This window comes from Planomicrobium stackebrandtii (genome assembly GCF_030814955.1).
Classification (GTDB): domain Bacteria; phylum Bacillota; class Bacilli; order Bacillales_A; family Planococcaceae; genus Planococcus; species Planococcus stackebrandtii.
This window is the reverse complement of the sequence record NZ_JAUSWB010000005.1, coordinates 194,898-213,168: the sequence shown is the minus strand read 5'-3', so window position 1 is coordinate 213,168 and position 18,271 is coordinate 194,898. Positions and strand designations below refer to the sequence as shown.

Annotated in this window: 20 protein-coding genes; 1 reads left to right on the top strand and 19 read right to left on the bottom strand. The window is 45.8% G+C overall.

Features of this window, described 5'->3' with window-relative positions:
- Positions 1–43 precede the first annotated feature (43 nt).
- From QOZ98_RS10785 to QOZ98_RS10695, 19 genes are all read right to left on the bottom strand, one after another.
- Positions 44–730, bottom strand: coding sequence for a FusB/FusC family EF-G-binding protein (locus QOZ98_RS10785; RefSeq protein WP_308787455.1), 687 nt, complete (start codon positions 728–730; stop codon positions 44–46).
- Positions 731–1,076: 346 nt separating this feature from the next.
- Entirely contained in the window at positions 1,077–1,775 is a 699-nt protein-coding gene (locus QOZ98_RS10780) for an aspartate/glutamate racemase family protein (protein ID WP_308787454.1), read from the bottom strand.
- A gap of 145 nt (positions 1,776–1,920) precedes the next feature.
- A complete protein-coding gene (locus QOZ98_RS10775) occupies positions 1,921–2,664 on the bottom strand; it encodes an SDR family NAD(P)-dependent oxidoreductase (RefSeq protein WP_308787453.1) in 744 nt (247 codons plus the stop codon).
- A gap of 92 nt (positions 2,665–2,756) precedes the next feature.
- Entirely contained in the window at positions 2,757–3,611 is an 855-nt protein-coding gene (gene phnE / locus QOZ98_RS10770) for a phosphonate ABC transporter, permease protein PhnE (RefSeq protein ID WP_308787452.1), read from the bottom strand.
- A complete protein-coding gene (locus QOZ98_RS10765; RefSeq protein ID WP_308787451.1) occupies positions 3,611–4,399 on the bottom strand; it encodes a PhnE/PtxC family ABC transporter permease in 789 nt (262 codons plus the stop codon). The genes phnE and QOZ98_RS10765 overlap by 1 nt, the downstream gene beginning before the upstream one ends.
- A gap of 12 nt (positions 4,400–4,411) precedes the next feature.
- Positions 4,412–5,194 carry a phosphonate ABC transporter ATP-binding protein gene (gene phnC / locus QOZ98_RS10760; RefSeq protein ID WP_308787450.1) on the bottom strand — a complete coding sequence of 261 codons (783 nt, stop codon included), beginning with the start codon at positions 5,192–5,194 and terminating at the stop codon, positions 4,412–4,414.
- A 78-nt stretch (positions 5,195–5,272) separates the two neighbouring features.
- Entirely contained in the window at positions 5,273–6,313 is a 1,041-nt protein-coding gene (locus tag QOZ98_RS10755; RefSeq protein WP_308787621.1) for a PhnD/SsuA/transferrin family substrate-binding protein, read from the bottom strand.
- Between the two features lie 103 nt (positions 6,314–6,416).
- Positions 6,417–7,232, bottom strand: a complete 816-nt coding sequence (locus tag QOZ98_RS10750; RefSeq protein WP_308787620.1) for a PHP domain-containing protein — start codon at positions 7,230–7,232, stop codon at positions 6,417–6,419.
- A complete protein-coding gene (gene phnL, locus QOZ98_RS10745) occupies positions 7,222–7,947 on the bottom strand; it encodes a phosphonate C-P lyase system protein PhnL (protein WP_308787449.1) in 726 nt (241 codons plus the stop codon). Before phnL ends, QOZ98_RS10750 begins: the two co-directional genes overlap by 11 nt.
- A gap of 72 nt (positions 7,948–8,019) precedes the next feature.
- Positions 8,020–9,201 carry a phosphonate metabolism protein PhnM gene (phnM, locus tag QOZ98_RS10740; protein WP_308787448.1) on the bottom strand — a complete coding sequence of 394 codons (1,182 nt, stop codon included), beginning with the start codon at positions 9,199–9,201 and terminating at the stop codon, positions 8,020–8,022.
- A 13-nt stretch (positions 9,202–9,214) separates the two neighbouring features.
- Positions 9,215–10,054, bottom strand: coding sequence for an ATP-binding cassette domain-containing protein (locus tag QOZ98_RS10735; protein ID WP_308787447.1), 840 nt, complete (start codon positions 10,052–10,054; stop codon positions 9,215–9,217).
- The gene (locus tag QOZ98_RS10730; RefSeq protein WP_308787446.1) at positions 10,047–10,913 is read right to left on the bottom strand and encodes an alpha-D-ribose 1-methylphosphonate 5-phosphate C-P-lyase PhnJ; all 867 of its coding nucleotides are present in this window, start codon (positions 10,911–10,913) and stop codon (positions 10,047–10,049) included. Before QOZ98_RS10730 ends, QOZ98_RS10735 begins: the two co-directional genes overlap by 8 nt.
- Complete coding sequence (locus QOZ98_RS10725) at positions 10,903–12,018, bottom strand: carbon-phosphorus lyase complex subunit PhnI (protein ID WP_308787445.1); 1,116 nt, start codon at positions 12,016–12,018, stop codon at positions 10,903–10,905. The genes QOZ98_RS10730 and QOZ98_RS10725 overlap by 11 nt, the downstream gene beginning before the upstream one ends.
- Positions 12,019–12,615 carry a phosphonate C-P lyase system protein PhnH gene (gene phnH, locus QOZ98_RS10720; RefSeq protein ID WP_308787444.1) on the bottom strand — a complete coding sequence of 199 codons (597 nt, stop codon included), beginning with the start codon at positions 12,613–12,615 and terminating at the stop codon, positions 12,019–12,021. It abuts the gene before it with no gap.
- Between the two features lie 36 nt (positions 12,616–12,651).
- On the bottom strand, positions 12,652–13,074 hold the full coding sequence (gene phnG / locus QOZ98_RS10715; protein WP_308787443.1) for a phosphonate C-P lyase system protein PhnG: 423 nt from the start codon (positions 13,072–13,074) through the stop codon (positions 12,652–12,654).
- A 147-nt stretch (positions 13,075–13,221) separates the two neighbouring features.
- Positions 13,222–13,908 (bottom strand): GntR family transcriptional regulator, encoded by a 687-nt coding sequence (locus QOZ98_RS10710; RefSeq protein WP_308787442.1) that lies wholly within the window; start codon positions 13,906–13,908, stop codon positions 13,222–13,224.
- A 64-nt stretch (positions 13,909–13,972) separates the two neighbouring features.
- Complete coding sequence (gene pabB / locus QOZ98_RS10705; RefSeq protein WP_308787441.1) at positions 13,973–15,742, bottom strand: aminodeoxychorismate synthase component I; 1,770 nt, start codon at positions 15,740–15,742, stop codon at positions 13,973–13,975.
- Positions 15,717–16,340 (bottom strand): anthranilate synthase component II, encoded by a 624-nt coding sequence (locus QOZ98_RS10700; RefSeq protein WP_308787440.1) that lies wholly within the window; start codon positions 16,338–16,340, stop codon positions 15,717–15,719. The genes pabB and QOZ98_RS10700 overlap by 26 nt, the downstream gene beginning before the upstream one ends.
- 167 nt (positions 16,341–16,507) lie before the next feature.
- Positions 16,508–17,314, bottom strand: coding sequence for an IclR family transcriptional regulator domain-containing protein (locus QOZ98_RS10695; protein ID WP_308787439.1), 807 nt, complete (start codon positions 17,312–17,314; stop codon positions 16,508–16,510).
- A gap of 173 nt (positions 17,315–17,487) precedes the next feature.
- On the opposite strand from QOZ98_RS10695, the gene QOZ98_RS10690 reads away from it, so the two are divergent.
- The gene (locus QOZ98_RS10690) at positions 17,488–18,255 is read left to right on the top strand and encodes a dioxygenase family protein (protein ID WP_308787438.1); all 768 of its coding nucleotides are present in this window, start codon (positions 17,488–17,490) and stop codon (positions 18,253–18,255) included.
- The last annotated feature ends 16 nt before the right edge of the window (positions 18,256–18,271 follow it).

The following is an 18,271-nucleotide window of genomic DNA, read 5'->3' as shown; positions in this document are numbered from 1 at the left end:
AGAATCGGTTTTCAAGACGATTGGGAACGGTTCTTTTGTGTGTTTATTTTTGGAACTGGCCGATAAATTCATTCAAGCGGTCCAGCGTTTTGACATTGTCATTGCAGGCTGCAGAATCCTGGCAAATGTAATTGCCGCGCTTGATAAACTGATCCTGTCCCGAGCTTTTCGTTTTGGCGATGAACATGCCGACTTCACTATGGCGGTTGCATAAGGTGCAGATGCCCTGCTTGCCGCTGCGGGTAAAGCTGCCTTGCACACCGATCAATCCATCGTTTTCATGGGCCACCAAATACATCAAATTGGAACTTTCCGTCCACGCTAAATAGGAAGTCCGGCCAAGGTTGATATTCTCAAGCTTTGGACCCTTCAATTTTTTTGCTTTAGGAAATAGCTTTTTCAATCCCTGGTCGCTGACTGCGTTAAATGGAATGATGTAGGGCTGAAGCTGTTCAAGAAAAGTTTCCGCATCACCGAGTTCTTTTACCTGCACCAACGGCTGAAGGATTTTCTTTTGCTGCTCGGTGAGGGATGGGAACAGCTTATACACTTTTTCGTGCGCGAGATGCCGCAGGACATTCAATACCTCTGCATCATTTGTGCTGGCTTGCCCTGCCACCAGAATTTTGGTCTGGTCCTTGATGAAATTGTATTGGTCGTTCCGGATAAATGCTTTCAGATTGTCCGCCGTGCTGTCGCTGTTGTGGTCTGTTTCTTTAACATGGATCATATGAGCCCACTCCTTATGTTTTTTTAACTGCGTCTATAAGGAAGCAAGCCGGGCAGAAAGAACGGCTGGATTTTGCGGGAGCGATTAAAGATTGCTTGTAGCCCCATGCAAAGTATCGCCTCTCCAAATACCAGGCTTTGCATGAGTTTTTTCTGACGCTGACAATTGGACACCGATTGTCATCTGATATCACCTCCTTTAAAGGCAAGGGTTTAGCTTGTGGTTTTATCATACTTTATCCAGCGCCGGTTTTCCATCCAGCTGATTCTCATCGGGTCTCCAGAGAAAAAAACCGTTCCACACAGTCAGGACGGTTTTTGGGCATTGAATTGGCTGACTCTATGGATCAGTCGCTTAGAATCATTTTGACAATCTCATCTACATGAATTTCTACGGTGTTCAGTTGGGGAATGTCCAGGTCTTCCGGTTTGAAGATCATCGGAAACTCGGTGCAGCCGAGAATAAGACCTTCGATACCCTGCTGCTCAATCAGCCGGTTGGCAATTCCCAAAAGCTCTTTTTTCGTTTCTTCTTTGACAATTCCCTTTTCCAGCTCCTCAACGATTTTCCCATGAATAAATTGCTGTTCATCTTTGTTTGGGACAACTACCTCTTGGCCGGTTGCGATAAATGGATTTTTAAAAAAATCGCTTTCCATGGTGAATTGGGTCCCCAATAGGCCAATCTTTTGAAGCTTCATATCCTGAGCTTTGCGGTATGTTGCTTCAACAATGCTGATCATCGGGATGTTCACTTTCTGCTGAATCTGTTTAAAGACGAGGTGCGGTGTGTTCGCCGAAATGACCGCGAAATCCGCTCCTCCTCTTTCCAGGCTTAGTACAGCAGCTGCCAAATATTCCGCCAGCTCCTCTTCCTGCCCACTTTCGAGCAAATCGAATATTTTGTACATATTGATGCTGTAGATCAGCAATTCCGGCAGGCTTTCCTGGTTTCCAGTCCGCTGCTGGAACTCACTGATAATGGTTTGGTAGTAGTCGACCGTGGACTCAGGTCCTGTCCCCCCGATCATTCCCAGTTTCTTCATAACAGCTCCTCCTTTCGATTCGGCACCTCCTCGCTGAATGCCGCTCTTTTATACAGCCACCTTATTTGAAAATTCCCTAATGACTGCAAATAAAACTTTCCAATAGAAAAAGAGCCACATGCAGCAGCTCTCTTGTACCTCTTATTTACTGAGCGGTATAGCCACCGTCGACCATCAGTGTGCTGCCCGTTACAAATTCATTTTCAACAAGGAATACCATGGCATGCGCAATTTCTTCCGGCTGCCCCAGTCTGCCGACAGGATGCTTGCCCACCAATGCGTCATAAAAGTCACCCAAAGCCTCTTTACTGACCATACCGGATTCCACATAGCCGGGTGCCAATGCATTTACTCGAATTCCATGCTCTGCGTATTGCAATGCCAGGGATTTGGTCATCAGATTTACCGCGCCTTTAGTGGCATTATAAGCAAAAGCACCACCTTCTCCAACAGATCCCAAAATGGAAGACGTGTTGATGATGACTCCGCCATCGCCATTTTTCAGCATATTCTTAATCGCGTGTTTGGCACCGAAAAAGACACCATCCTGGTTGATGGAAATGACTTTATGGTAGTCTTCATACGTCAATTCATGGGTGACTCCAAGGACGCCGACGCCCGCATTGTTGACCATAATGTCAACTCTTCCGAAAAGCTCGACCGTTGCCGCAACCAATTTTTCAACTGATGCTTCACTGGCTACATCGACATTAACAAAAGCGATGTCGGCGTCTCCCTGCTTCAGCTGCTGTTCTGCCTTTTTGCCGCCTTCTTCGTTAAAGTCAGCAATTACCACTTTTGCCCCTTTTTCAAGAAACGCTTTTGCTGTTGCCAATCCAATACCGGATGCTCCACCTGTAACGATTGCCACTTTCCCTGCTAAATCCATCTGTTCTTCCTCCTCATGTCGGAAAATTCTCTCACCTTCTATCAAACCACAGCAATCAGATTATTACAACTTTTCTGAAGAGGAGGAAATCCTCAATTTGCAGATTTTGCAGCAGCCGGGAAATAGCGTTCCTTCATCTTGGTCGATAGGATTTCTAAGACGATGGCAAAAATCAAAATCATGTAAGTGATCATTCCCACTTCCCGCAAATCGAAATAGAATCCGGAAGCCATGAATAATTCAAAGCCGATTCCACCTGCTCCTGCAGCTGCGCCCATGGCAACTGCCACCGCAAAATTAATTTCAAAGCGCAGGAATGTCCAAGACAAAAGATAGGTGAAAGTTGATGGGAGAACCGCGTGCACGACGATATGCCACCAGTTGGCTCCTGTTGCACGCAATGCTTCAAGAATCCCTTGATCTACTTCTTCAAAAGCTTCTGAAAATGCTTTAACCAAGTAAGCGATCGAGTGGAACAACATGCCGAGCACTGCTGCTTCACTGCCTAATCCAGCTGCAATGGCAAAAATCAATACCCATAAAACAGTTGGAACCGCACGGACAAAAGCGACAATGACTCGCACTGTTTTTGAAATCCACGCTTTTGATAAATTCGATGCCGCCATCAGTGCCAGAAAAAACGCGATGATGGCTCCAAATATTGTTGACAAAAATGCCAACCCTAATGTGACGCCCATTTGATAAAATGCTTGCCCCCAAGTGAAATGGGATAGCGCAGGTTCCAGAAACATCGTTTTTAAATTATAGAAAGTTTCTGGGATTGCCTTGGACAAGTCCAGTCCCGTGTAATCGAAGAATAAAAACGCCGCAATCGTCAGGGCTATGAGCACCGTAACGGTCCATGTCATGACGCGTTCCGACTTGCTTCCCATCTTAATCGCTATCCGGCCGCTGGCTTCACGTTTTATGTAGGTACTTGCATCCATTAGATAATCACCTTCCTGATATAATTTGACATCAGCTCGATGACAATCACAGCAAGAATAATACTGAATGTGACCAAGGCGACAGCATTGTAATTTAATGTCTTGTAGTACAGGTCAAACGTATAACCGATTCCTGTACCGGTTAAGATGCCTACTAAAGTGGCGTTGCGGATATTGGTTTCAATCATAAATAAAATCCAGCTAATCATCTGTGGCATGCATTGAGGCACAACCGCTTTAAAAACAATCTGAAAATATGTCGCACCGGTTGCCCGCAAAGCTTCAACCGCACTTTGGCTTGCTTCGTCTATCGATTCGATAAAAGCTCTTGTCAGAAACCCAACAGAGCCCACAAATAAGGCTAAGTATCCAGTCACCGAGTTTTGTCCAAAAGACAGCAAGAGAATCAATGCCCAAGCTACAACCGGTATATTTCGAGAGGCGGATGCGACAAACCGCGCAAACACGCCAAAGACTTTTTTGGTTCCTGTTGTTTTCGAACCCATCAAACTTAAAAAGAACGCAACGGCCGTACCGGTTGTTGTGGCTGCAATGGACATGAGAATCGTTTCAAGCAATTTCTCTAAAATGGTTGGAAGGCGCTCAAGAGATTCCTGGGTAATCATCAGATTCGAGAGGATCCAAGCGCCCGCTTTTGGCAAAGTGGCGATTCCATGGATTATATTGAATCCGGTAATTGCGGAAGACGCAAGAGTCATTCCAATAATCAGCAGGATAAAAAAGATTGTCTGCCATTTTCGGCTGGCTTTCATTGTTTTTTCATTCACTGTAATTGCCCCTTACACCATGATTAGTTCACGGATTTCTGGAGTAGCCTGTGTCTGTGTGCCATAAATCTGATCGGTATGGTTTCGGTGCAGCCTGTAACTTGGTCCATCAAAGACGATTCCGCCTTTGTTCAAACCGATAATCCGGTCAGAGTAGCTTTTAGCTATCTCTACTTGGTGGAGATTGACGATACAAGTGATGCCAAGCTCTTGGGTGATTGACTTTAAATGGTCCATAATCACTTTTGAAGCGTTGGGATCGAGCGACGCAATGGGTTCATCGCATAGGACGATTTTTGGTTCTTGAATTAGGGAACGTGCAATGCCAACGCGTTGCTGCTGGCCGCCGCTCAACTGATCACAACGTTTATAAGCATGCTCTTCAATGCCCAACTTTTTCAAAAGGAAAAAGGCATGTTCTTTTTCTGCTTCCGTAAAACGCCCTAAAACTCCTTGAATGGTTGTTTTATAACCAAATCGTCCGTGCAGCACATTCTCGATAACCGATAAGCGCGGCACCAAATTATAATGCTGAAAAATCATACCGATATTCGTACGCACTTTTCGCAGTTCTTTTTTGTTCAACTTTCCGACTTCCTGACCATCGAAAACGACTTTTCCTTCATCAATTTCGACCATTCGATTGATGCATCGGAGAAGTGTCGATTTACCAGCTCCAGAAGGTCCGATGATCGATAGAAATTCACCAGATTCCACTTCAAAATTCAACCCTTGCAGCACTTTCGCATCCGAATTATAGGACTTTCCGAGATCTTTGATTTGCAGTAAAGGCATGCTCATCGTCTCCTCTTCACCTTAATTTGTCAGACAGCGCATTCTCCTTGAAGGGAACGCGCGGCTGTCTTTCGGTTATTATTTAGATAGTTCACGGATTGGATCGAACCATGCATCTTCAACTGGTGCAAAACGCTCATCTGCTGATTTGAAGAACAGTCCTGATTCGCCCGAGTCTTCCGGCACAAAGATTTTTTCGTTGTTTGCGATTTCGTCTGAAGTGAATAATTCTTGTAAGGCGTCATAATCCTCTTGGCCAAGCACTTCCATATTGGCTACAAACGGGGCATTCAGTACAGGTGTAACACCCATTAATGCAAATTCGCTGCCTGTTACTGTATTAAACGGTTCTGCTGCATCATCTTTGACTTTATAGATTGAACCGACTTCATTGGCTTCGCCTTCCGTTACTTCCACATAGTTTTCCACGCACGTATCACAGAATGCAGCTACTTCTGCGCTGTCATTCAATAAATTTACAGCTGACCCTTGGTGAGAGTTTCCGAAAAGTACTTGTGAGAATAACGGACCGCCTTCCATCAAGTCTTCCGCTGTCAGATCCTCGTAACCAGATTGCTCAGCAAAATGGCTGATGATGGTCGAAGAAGGGACGACAAACCCGGAAGTGGAGCTATTTGAAACAAAGGACATTTTTTTCTGTTCCAGCGTATCCAGTGAGAATTCGCCGTCCACTTGGAACTCTTCTTGAGCATCGACATTAACTGCCAGCCAACTATGATAGATTGCATCATCGAGTGTACCTGATTCTCCTGTTGGCACGACCAACGGTTCAATTGCATCGTTTCCATTTTTTGCTTCAATATATCCCTGTGCTCCCATAAACGCCAAATCTGCATTATTATTGACCAATGTCTCAATCGCAATGGCGTAATCGGTTGTCAATTGGTGCTCGACTTTTTTGCCTGTCGCTTGTTCGATAGCTGCTCCAATTTCATCACGGGAAGAAGTCATGTCCGATCCCGATTCATTTGGGTACCAGACCACTTTTATCACATCATCCACTTCTGTTTTTCCCGCTTCCGCGTTGCCTTCCGAACATGCCGATAACATTAGAGCCGCTCCAACCAATAGTGCCATTGCTGAACTTTTTTTCTTCATGGTCGATTCTCCTTTTTGTGTATCCGGAATGAGCAGGCGTCCCTGCTTTGTCTGTTTCATTACAACACAACTCAAAAGCGAAATACTGAAATTTACAGGAACTTCATAGTCTTTTAACGATGTTAATATCTTCAGGGCTGACGATATCTCCAGGCTCTACAGCTGTACCGAAAGCTCCATGGTAATCACTGCCGCCGGTCATCACCAAACCGTATTGCTGGGCAAGCTCTTCCACTTTTTGATGGTGTTTGGCTGAATGGTCGAAATGATTGCGTTCGATTCCACCCAGGCCCGCTTCCAGCAACTCGGGTACCAGATCAAAGGAATCGAGCTGTCCCGGATGCGCCACAACAGCCAGGCCCCCATCAGCGACAATGGCCCGGACGGCCTCTGCTGCATCAACATAATCAACGTCTCCTGCTGCGACACCCGTCCCTTTGAACAAACTTTTATAAAGAAACTTGTATTCTTTAGATGTATAGTGGGCATCCGTCAGCTGCTGCATAATATGCTGCTTATAGACAGTAGTTGATGGCTTTGCCGATTCTATGATCGTTTCGGCATTCAAATGAAATCCCGCTGCTTGAATTTGGCTCACTTGCCACATCGAATGGCTGTGGCGAAGTTCCAGCAACCTGCTGCATACTCTCGTAATCGCTGGGGCTTCCGGGGAAAAATGATAACCCAGTATATGCACTTTTCGCTGCCGCTTGAAATCATAAGCCGAAATTTCAATTCCAGGTATCGCTTGAATGCCATAGGTTTCAGCGATCCGTTGTTGTTCCTGCCAACCTGACACTGTGTCATGATCGACAAAACTGATGGCTGTCAGTCCAGCTTTTTTCGCTTTTTTAATGACTCTCTCTACTGAATCCGCTCCGTCTGAATAATAGCTATGGACATGCAAATCAGCTTTCAGCGCCCACACCCACTTTTTCACCGACAGCCATCTTTCTCGTTTGCATGTCATAAACTTTATCGCAAAGCCCTTCCATGAATTCAATGTCATGAAAAATCCCGACCAGGGTTGTGCCGTTAAGCTTCAACTTTTCAATAATTTCACGGACCTTCATTTTCGATTGCTGATCCAAGCTTGCTGTCGGTTCATCGAGCAGCAGCAAACGCGGTTGTTTAACCGTCGCCATCGCGATGTTCAGGCGCAACTTTTCGCCCCCTGAAAAAGTGTTCGGGTAACTGTCCCAAAGTTTCGGATCGATTTCGAAGTGAGCCAACGCTTTTTCTGCTTCCTCGCCGGCCACATCTTCCGTCGAACCCATCTCCAATAAGGCATTGGTCACCAACTGGCGGCAGGTCGTCCGTGGCATGACATTCAAAAACTGAGAAACATAGCCAATTTCGTATTTCCGCAAGTGCAGCATTTGCCGCTCCGTAATATGTGCCAGGTCCACCACTCCAAAAGCGGAAGAATCGTACATCATCTTTCCATGATCCGGCAAATAGGTGCGGTAGATACTTTTTAAAATGGTCGATTTGCCGCTGCCGCTTTTTCCGACGATGCCGATAAATTCACCTGTTTCCAAGGAAAAATGGATGTCTTTTATAGCCGGCATGACTTTATTTAAATGATGGATGGTGAAGCGTTTCTCAAAGCCCGCTATTTCCAGCATTGCCATAGTATTGCCTCCTTTTTCAGCTTAAGAATAGTTGCGACACGATGTCGCGCTATCGGGCGCTTCCGCTTTTCGTTATTTTATCCGGTAGTTCGTAGTCGTGATCAACGCGCCATTGACCATTGTTGCCGTCAGCATCGGGTAGCCGTCATCCATGCGTTCGATTACCAGGAGATCAGCTCTTTTCCCAGGTTTGATCGATCCAAGCTCGTCGTCCATTTTCACTGCTTTTGCCGGATTCAACGTGACCATCTGGAACATTGCGTGCAAATCGTTGCCGTATTTCTCATGCAGATCAAAGACCGCATGCAGCAAAGCCGGAGGATAATAGTCGCTGCACAGGATATCCATACAGCCGTGTCCGATGGCTTCCGCTGCGGACAGATTGCCGGAATGGGAGCCGCCCAGCATCACATTGGGAGCTCCGGCGATGGTATGGATGCCCATTTCTTTTGCTTTGATGGCGACTTCCAGAGTAATCGGAAACTCACTGATGGTGGTACCGAAGCTTTGCACCAAATCCAGTTTCTTAACGTCGTCGTCATCGTGGGAAGCGACAGCGATCCCGCGGGCAAGCGCAATATCCGCTACTTCTTTGATTTTTTCTGCTGCCAGGTATTCGGTACTTTGGCGTTCTGCAATGAGTACATTGACGTCTTCATCCGAAATTTCCCGGTAGCCTTTCAGGGTTTCCCGGTAGACTTCCAAGTTCCTGTATTGGCCTTGTCCTGGCGTATGGTCCATGAATGACAGCAGATGCACTTTGCCATCCTCGATATTTCTCACCAGCTGGTCCACTTCATCGATGTTATCGATTTCGAAACGGGCATGCAGACGATGGCGGATTAAATGCAGCCGGTTATGCGTCGCTTCGATGGCATCCACCATACGTTGGATATTGTTCGGATTGCGCATCGGTTTATGCGAAAATACGTCTTCTTTATAGAATGATAAGGAATGGAACATTGTTGTGATGCCGTGGCTGATCAGGATTTTTTCCGCTTCGCGCAAACTGATGTCGAAGTCCATCATACTGGTCGGACGCGGAGAAGCGATCGTTTCGATGTAATCGGAGTGGATATCGATAAAACCGGGAGAGATGTAGCCTCCATTGGCATCAATCAGCCTGGCATCCGGATAATCCACTACTGCCTCTTCCGGGATGATTGACTGGATAATTTCCCCTTCCACTACGACTGCGAACCCCTCGTCTATTGATTGCTCAGTTACGATTTTGCCATTATGGATAATATACAAAGTATCGATCCTCCTAGAGTAATGAGTACACAAGTTGCTGCGTGTACGCATGTTGTGGGTCTTCTAATACTTGATCAGTCAAGCCCTGTTCGATGATTTCACCGTTCAGCATGACGATGGTCCGGTCAGCCAGCATACGGATAACCGCTAAATCGTGCGATACCACTATCATGCTGATGCCAAGCTCACGCTGGATTTTTTTGATCAAGTCCAAGACGTTTGCCTGAACCGACAAATCGAGCCCAGTTGTCACTTCGTCCAAAAACAGGATGGGAGGATTGTTCGACAATGCCTTAGCAATCTGGACGCGTTGCTGCATACCGCCTGAGAAATTGCGCGGTTCTTCTTTCATGCGATGCAGTGGAATATGAACATTTCCCAGCAGTCTTTTGCTGGTCGCTTCCATCTCCCCAACATTTCTGTTGCCTGCTGCAATGAGTTTTTCCGCAATATTTCCCACCGAGGAAAAGTTCATTTTCAAGCCGTGCACCGGATTTTGATAGACCATTCCATAATCGTGGTTGCGGATGGAGCGCTTTTGCTGGGAAGACAACTCAAAGACATTAGTACCCGTCAAAGCAGGTGTTTGGATATATGCTTCTCCTGACGCTACGTCAGTGTCGAAGTACAGGCATTGCATCAATGTGGACTTGCCGCTGCCGCTTTCCCCCACAATTCCCAAAATTTCTCCAGGATAGAGATCAAGTGACACATCACGGACTGCATAAACTGTGCCGCATACGGTGCAGTAGTTTTTCTCCAATCGATTAGAATCCAAATTGGCACAATGGGAACAACCGGATCCAAATTGCTTGCGCAAGTTACGTACTTTCAATATTGGTTCTTCATGCATAACTGTTTTCCACCCCGGCTTTCTCCGTGCTGTTCAATTGCTCCATGCAATAACTGGTATCGTTGCATTGATAGACGGTTTCTCCCGTTTTCTGGTCAATCAATTCATCGAGAAAGATATGCGCCGATCCACATAACCGGCATTCCTGGCCTTCAAATGATTCAACAGCAAATGGGTAATCTTCAAAAGCCAAAGATTCGACAGCGGTATAAGGCGGCACGGCATAGATTTTCTTTTCTCGTCCGGCACCAAGTAAAATCAACGCTTCCGATTGATGCATTTTGGGATTATCAAAGCGTGGAATTGGGCTTGGTGCCATCACATAGCGTCCATTGACATAAACCGGATGATCCGCAGCAGTTGCTGTCTTCCCGTATTTGACAATCTGTTCGAACAGCATCAGCCAGGCACCGCTGTAATCGTCTTCGGAATGCATGCGTTTGGTTGCGTACTCGCGTGCCTCCACTGGACGAAGAGGTTCAGGCATCGGCACTTGAAGAACGAGGATCTGGTCTTTCGTCAACGGTATTTCCGGAATGCGGTGGCGGGATTGAATCAAATCAGCCTCTTCGGTTTGATCCGTTACTTGAACACCTGTTGTTTCTTGAACCAGTTTCTTGATACTAACCGCATTGACCGATTCATCTGCCCCTTGGTCGATAACTTTCAGCACATCAGTTTTGCCGATCAAAGACAATGTCAACTGAAGACCGCCTGTTCCCCAACCGCGCGCAATCGGCATTTCCCGTGAAGCGAAAGGCACCTGATAGCCTGGAATAGCGACGGCTTTCAGCGTAGCCCGGCGAATCTCTTTTTTGGAACCTTCATCAAAAAAAGCAAAATGCGTATTAGCTCTCAACTTCCTGCACCTCCTTTTTCACTTGGCGAATACTATCCAACTTAGATTGGAACGTGACGTAATGAGGGAGTTTTAAATGAGAAATAAAGCCGGTGGATTCCACCGAATCGATATGCAATAAAACAAATTCCTCATCGTGAGTCGGAAAATCCGTATTAGGATGTTCTAAGCACTGATCCAAGATGCTCATCGCAATCGCTTTTGTCTCGTTTTGTCCGTAACAGGCACCATAGCCAATTTCAAATTCCAATTCGTCTTTATTGTTGTCATTTTTTACGGTTACCGGCACAAATGACTCGACTTCCGTTATACGGATTTCACCTATATAAAACTGATCTTCCGGTTCCTGATCCACTTCATTCAGATGGATGGTGTAAATCGGTATTTTACCGACACGAACTTCGCCGACAGTAGGATGAACTTGGCCGTACCCCCGCAGAGATGCATAACCAAATGATGTTACCGCCCCGGTTTGGCCGCGCGTCATTACCTGCAGCCGTGCACTTCTTGTCGTCGGAAACTGAAGGCTTTTCTTAGTGACGTCAGTCGGGGCTGTATTGTCCGGATTGTATGTCTCGAACAGGCCCTCCTCGCGCAAATAATCCACGACTTTTGGAAAATAGACCACTTCTTTCGAACCTTGAATAGCTGAAAAGTTACTTTTATAATCCTCCAGCCATCGGCGATTAGTTTCCATGCTTTCTTCCAACAACCTGAAATCCAACAGCCGATGGGTGTAATCATACGTGGCACCCAGCAACTGGCCGCCTGGAATATCCTTAAAGCTTGCAGAAATCCGCCGTTCGACCAGCATCGTTTCCGCTTCGACTGTTTCACTGTAGTAATGGCGCGGCAAAGTTGAACGGTGTGCACGCATCAAGAAAACAGCTTCTTCCAAACTGCCTTCTCCTTGCTTGATGGCCAAAGCCGCCAATTCCGGTGAATAAAGGCTGCTTTCTGACATAACCTGGTCAATCATGCTGCTCATCGTCGCCAGGATCGTGTTGATTTCTAAAATCTCTTGACCTTTTAACCGTTCATAAGTCAGGCGTTTAATCGAAGCCTCTATGGCCTGAGTTCCGCCTTTTACAGGAACATAGCCCATCTATTTCACCTCCATCGGAATTGCTGAAACTGTTCTCGGCAGACAAGCGATTTGAGAGGAGCCATCCGCAAAAATCATGTCAATGCCCATCGGATACTCCTTGATGCGACTGTCTCTGGCTTGCCAGAATCGGAATGGTTGCCCCGTCGATAAATGAGCTGCCGTTTCAATTCCAGGCCCCGTCAGCACTAATGCATCTTCATTTGATAAAACCGCACTTTCAATAATCCAAGTTGCCGATTGCTGAGGGTCGATCAGGTTGCCAATTTTGCATTGCGCCATTGCCTCTAAAACGTCCGATTCCTCATCTTCCTGAAGAACGAGAATGAAATCAGCCTCTTTCACTGAAGCACAACGGGCTGAAGTGTAATCCGAAATTTTCTCAATCAAATCCTGTCGATTTTTTGACAAGACATGAAAAGTCACTTCCGCATCCAGCAAAACCATTGCGCTTAAAATAAACGAATCAGCACAACCGAAATCTACATCCACTTGCTTCGTTTCTTGTTCAATCGATGAAATGGTTCCTGGCCGTGACATGCTATGTAATAGTTTTCGGTAAACCTGCTGCAAGTCGTGTATTTGATCAATCGCCATATAATCTCTCCTGTGTCAGTTAGTTTAGTGGTTCAATTAAACTTCCATTGTTTCAAAGCTGACTTTGGTTTCGAATAGTTCCGCTTGCTGCTGCGCTTTCGCCATTCTGATTTTCTTTTCTTCTTCCAAAAGCTGATGTTCCCAATCAGCTGCTTCGGGCAACTGAGCCTTATAGGCTGCGTCAATGATTGCCAAATGCGTCGCACGCTGTTCATCCATGCCTACCAGCAATCCAGTTCCGATTTTCCCTGAAATCTCCACTTTTGCTTCTGTTATTAGGACCTCTCCCATATAAAACAAGGAATTCTTTGCTGATTCCCTCATCTTGACCATAATCATTCCTTGCTCAGGCACTGAAACTTCGCGGCATTCGTACTTTTGCGTGATACTGACTGCCAAAGCCTTTGCTAAACTTCCATCTCCTTGAATAAGAATCTCAGTTCTTTTACGTCTTTTCATATTCACTGCCTCCTTGTCTACACGTTCATCCTAACTTGTTGCCAAGTGGCTGTGTTTTAAGCTCTAGTAAAGCTTATGTAAAGACGCTTTACATAAAGAGATAAAAAAAACAGACAAAGGAAAGGTATCCTTTGTCTGTTTTGATCACTACATGGTGATGTCATATTTGAATTTATCGCTGCGGTATAAGATCCTTGTGTGTTCCAGAACCTCTCCTGTAGCTGCATCGATGCAATCATTCTCTACTATAATGAGCGGCACCATACTTTGGCAATGCAGAAGCTGCTGTTCTTTTGAGGTTGGAAAAGAGATGCCAAGCATGGTTTTGCTGCTGGCAAATTCGGTGTGGCCGTGCTTCCGGTAATAAGCGAACATCGAACTGATGCCAGTCCTTTCTTTTTCAATGTCTGGAAACATCTTTTCGCTCACGAAGGAATTGTGGATAGCCATCGGTTGTCCATCAATAATTCGGATTCTGGAAACCTTATAAACGTGATCTATTGGCTCACAATTTAACAGTTTGTAAACTTTTTCTTCAAAGCCAATTTTTTCACAGCTGATGAGGCGTGTTTCTAAATCGTAGCCTGCCTGTTCCATTTTTTCAGTGAAGCTGACTTTTCCAGTTAAGTGAAGTTGAATCTGCATGGATTCTTCTTTTAAAAATCGTCCCTTGCCTTGCTTTGAATAAATATAGCCCCGCTCCTCCAGTTTCGACAAGGCGGCACGAGCTGTCATGCGCGTTACTCCGTAGCGATTTGCCAATTCATTTTCTGAAGGCAGCTTTGTTCCTGCTGAAAATTGCTTTGACTCAATTTTCTCCATCAACTCATCCAAGATTTCCTTTTCCTTATCGAATGAAATAATAAAACCTCCTTCTCTAGCGCTTTCAACTCATCGTCTAGTTGTCGGTTTGACTTATTTCTACGCTGCTCATTAGTTCCACGGAAAGCCAGCCCCTAACGCCATTGATCAGCCAAATAGCTTCGTAATCCTGAAGCTCTTCTTTATAGATGATCCTTTCTTCGATGACCTGCTGATCCAGCAAATGCTGCCTGAATGTACCTGCCAGCAAGCCGCAAGAAACTGGCGGTGTGTAAAAACTGCCGTCTTTTTCAAGCACCAGATTGCCGATGGTGAATTCGGTCAGCTGCTGTTTTTCATTCCACAACAATACCGAAAACACCTCTTTTGAAAGATTATTAGCTGCCTGCTCATATACTTCACGGTGAGTTGTTTTGTGGAAAAGGAATGGATCTTTGCTGTTTACTGCTGAACTGGCCAAAGCACATTTTACCGGTTCTGCGATCGGAGCTGTTTTCTGAGCCTGCACCTCTACTTGCCCTTTATGATTCAGCAGCAAACGGACTTTGAAGATTCCTTGCGGGTATTTTTTCGCGACACTCTCCAATTCCCACTCAGCTCCCTGAATATTTCCCGGGAAATGAAAATAGTCGGCAGAATCCTGGAGACGCGCCATATGATAAGGCAACAGCGGATAGTTCCCATCCTCCAGCTTTAAGGATTCCAGCAGGCTGAACACCGGCCTTTTCGCTGTCAGAACCTCGGCTTTTGTCTGCAATTCATTGTACTCTCCTTCGGAAGTAGAGTCCCAGGTAATGCCGCCGCCCACACCGTAACGCGCTGTGCCTTTTTCCTGGTCAACCACGACGGTTCGGATAGGCACATTGAAGACGGCATTTTTCTCAGGAGTGATGAAACCAATGGCACCGCAGTATACATCTCGCGGCGTTTGCTCCAACGCGGCTATGTATTTCATCGTGCTGATTTTGGGAGCGCCTGTAATCGATCCGCATGGAAATAACGCTTGAAACCAATTTAATATAGTCGCTGCGGGGTCCAGTTTCGCGCTGACTGTCGACGTCAGCTGATGAACTGTTGGATAGGTTTCAACCGTAAATAAAGGGGCCGCTTTAACCGTTCCCTGTTCCGCTAATCGGCTCATGTCATTGCGGAGCAAGTCAACAATCATCAGGTTTTCAGCCCGCTCTTTTTCAGAAGCTAGCAGTGCCGTGATTTGTTTTTTGTCTTCCTGTGTTGTGCGTCCCCGTGGTGCCGTGCCCTTCATCGGCTTGGCTGTCAGCTTGCCTTCGTAAACTTTAAAGAACAGTTCGGGAGATGCTGATAGCACACGGAACCTTCCCAGATTCAGATAGGCGCCATAGTCGGCTTGCTGATTTCTCGCCAACTGGCGGTAAAACCCAAGGTCGCTGCCTGTAAATTCCGAAATAAGGCGTTCCGTGTAGTTTACCTGGTAGGTTTCGCCGTCTTCTATTGCCTGTTTGATCTCTTGAATTCCTTCTTTATACCGTTCCACAGAGCTTGCCATTTCCCAATCCGAAACTGTATATGGCAGATCTTCCGAAAGAGAAAAGCTTTTCTTCGGTTCATTAAAAATCCCGAACCAGACAAGCGGCATTTCAACTCCTGCCTGCACTTGCATTTCAGGATGAAAAGCAGGAGCCGCTTCGTAGGAAACGTATCCCGCCGCGTAAAATCCAGCAGCAACCGCCTTTTCTATCTTTCCCAAAATTTCCGGTACTTCTGAAAGAATGCCGGTTTCGAGAACTTCTAAAGGTTCACTGAAAAGAAGTGGTTCAATTTCTCCAATTTCATTTCGGAACTCATACACTAGGTAAGGGTTCAACAAAATCAGCACCTCCCTTGTTGTTGGCATTCCACTGTTTAGCATGTTCATAGCTGTTTTTCAGCATAGCAAAGCCCTCCACTGTCAAAATCGATTCCGGATGAAACTGGATTCCTTCAACTGGCAAAGTATGATGGCGGACAGCCATAATCGCCCCATCCTCTGAACGGGCTGTCACTGATAAACACTCGGGCAGCGGTTCTTCCGCAACTAATGAATGGTAGCGGGTCACAGCTGAAGGGTTGGAAATTCCATTAAACAGCCCTTTTCCATCGTGCGTCAGCATGGAGACTTTTCCGTGCATCGGTGTGCTCGCTTTAACAATCCGCCCGCCGAAATGCTCGATTATGGTTTGATGCCCCAGGCAAACACCGAATATAGGGATTCGGCCGCTCAGTTTCCTTAACACTTCCGGGCTTGCTCCATCGGCAGCCGGGCGCCCTGGGCCAGGCGACAGCACAATCAGATCAGGTCCAAGTGCTTCTATTTGTGTTGCCGTGAGTTCATTTTTCTGGAAAACAAGCACTTTCCCATCCAGCTGTTCAAAATAATGGACCAGGTTATAGGTGAATGAATCCTGGTTATCGATGATGATGATCATGAGGAACACCTCTTAATTTCACTTTATTTGGGTCTGTCAGATGCTCCTATTATACGCTGTTGGCGGGTCAAGATGGAAATTTCTCCATTATAAAAAGCCGGCTGCGGAGCACTCCGTTTTCTGCGAATAAAAAAACCGCCTTATGGCGATTTTTCATTTTAACTTTATTAAATATAAGTTGAACTATCGGTAGCTGCAATGGCCTGGCTGATTTTTTCGGCACTGTCTTGAAGAACCGGTAAAAATTCTTCACGGAGCGTTTCTTTCGAAGTTCTACCGGCATGTGCGGAACAATTGATTGCCGCAATAACTTTGCCAGCTTTATTGCGCAGCGGCACGGCGATGGAGCGCAATCCTTCTTCGAATTGCTGATCTACTCCTCCCCAGCCCCGCTCGCGCACTTCGGCAAGGGTTTGGCGCAACTGCTCTTTATCTGTGATGGTCTTGCTTGTAAATTGTTCAAATTCAATAGCAGCCATGTACTTCTCCAACTCATCCTCAGACAAATAGGCGAGCAGCACATGCCCCATTGAAGTGGCATAAGCCGGGAGACGGGAACCAACGTCCAGATTGATGGACATGATGCGTTTTGTGGAAACCCGTGCCACGTAAAGAACGTCGGTGCCGTCTAAAATGGAAATCGAACACGATTCCTCAGTCTTTGCAACAAACTCCCTCATAAATGGATGAGCCAAGCTCCAAGTATTGTTTGATGACAAATAAGCATAGCCAAGCGATAAAGTTCGTGCTGTCAGTGAATACGTATTATTCTCGGATTCAGCAAATCCTAAATGTTCCAATGTCAAAAGAATACGGCGCGCTGTAGGACGGCTCAATCCTGTTTTCTTTGCAACACCGCTCACTGTGAGAGCGCGATCCTGCTGTGAAAAAGCTTGTATCACCTGTAATCCACGATCCAGCGATTGAATATAATCCCCGGTGTTTTTAAAATTGTCTGATTCTTTTATTGACAAAGTCACTACCCCCTATGCTAAGATGAACTTGTACGCATAACGATACATCGTACGTATATCGTACAATAATTAATTTTAAGTTGCAAGGATTATATTTTTTACCGGTTGTGAAGGCGTTTACATTTTTGGCTTCACACTTAAAATACCCATCACATTATTAGGAGGAATTTAAGATGACAGAAAAAGCGGCAGTAAACGAGCGTGTATTGGGAGCTTATGAAGGGTTTGTTAAGCACTTGAAGAACTTCCTGGATGAACAGCAATTCAATCATGAAGAATACACGAAATTTGTTGAATGGGCGGATCGCTTAGGGCGCAGCGGAGAAATCCCGTTATTCCTTGATGTTTTTGTTGAAACCTATGTATTGGAAGCGAAATACAAAAATTCACCAGGAACCGAACCTTCTCTTCTTGGACCTTATTATGAAGAAGGATCTCCTGTCCTTGAAGAATCACCTTTTGTTATGCCACAGAGAGAAGATGAGCCCGGCGACAAACTGACTTTCCGTGGAAATGTCAGCTCGGTCAACGGACCCTTGGCAAAAACAAAAGTGGAATGGTGGCAGGACGATGCAGATGGCTTGTATTCAAACTATGACTCGCCTGCTCCAGCCTTCAATTTGCGCGGCCAGTTCCATACAGACGAAAACGGCGATTTTGAAGTTCATTCCATCGTACCCATTCCTTATCAAATTCCGACAAATGGACCGACTGGTGAGTTTACTTTTTCAGCCGGCTACCATGCTTACCGCCCGGCCCATATTCACATCAAATTTGAACATGAGGGGCATGAAACTTTGATCACGCAAGTATTCTTCGAAGGTGACGAATGGTTGGAGACAGATGTTGCCAACGGAGTCCGTTCTTCTCTATTAACTAAGCTTGAAGATAAAGGGGATCGTAAAGAAGCATCACTGAATTTTGTTATGAGAACCGAATAAACAAATTAAAAGCTGC